The organism is Acinetobacter sp. GWC1_38_13, assembly GCF_001767535.1.
GTDB lineage: Bacteria > Pseudomonadota > Gammaproteobacteria > Pseudomonadales > Moraxellaceae > Acinetobacter > Acinetobacter junii.
This window is the reverse complement of sequence record NZ_MELG01000045.1, coordinates 1694-2406: the sequence shown is the minus strand read 5'-3', so window position 1 is coordinate 2406 and position 713 is coordinate 1694. Positions and strand designations below refer to the sequence as shown.

1 protein-coding gene is annotated in these 713 nt (G+C 31.0%); it reads left to right on the top strand.

Annotated features, from left to right (window positions below):
* On the top strand, positions 1-713 hold a 713-nt coding region (locus tag A2003_RS04460), incomplete at both ends, for a type VI secretion system baseplate subunit TssF (RefSeq protein ID WP_286686868.1).

Here is a 713-nt window from a genome sequence, read left to right as displayed (position 1 = left end):
CAGCATACACATCATGCTTATCGATTATTGATGGAATATTTTTGTTTTCCTGAGAAATTTAATTATTTGAATTTAAACCTAAGTGTTTTGAAAGATGTATTGGTTCAGCAAAATACTTTTGAGCTTTTGATTCATTTGAAGCTTAATTTGAATGATCAGGCTGTTGTTCGTAACTATTCAGAGTTAAATATCGCTAATTTCAAATTATTTACTGTACCTGCAATTAATTTATTTGAAAAACAAGCTGAGCCACAAAAAATATCACATACACAGCTAAATTATTGCTTGATGACTGATGCACATCATCCAGAGTTGTACCAAGTCTATTCGATTCTTGAAATGAATATGATTCGTGAAAAAAATAATCAGGAACAGACACATTTTCCTGTATTACCTTTTTTTGCGATGAGTCATTATCACAATAATAAGGCTCAGTTCTTTTACTCGCTTAGCTATTTACCTTCATCAAGTAAAAATACACAGATCGGCTATTCGATTGTTTCCAAGCATTTAAAACCATATGAGATTAAATCAGATTTCATTAGTACAAAGTTACTTTGCTCAAATGGTGATTTACCCCACGAAGCACTCAGCCAAACCAATAATATTCTAAATTTGAATGATAGTAGTTTGGCAAGAAGAGCTTTAATTTTAAAACGCCCAACTTCACCTTATTCTTTTGATAAAAATAGCAATGAACAATGGCGTATTAT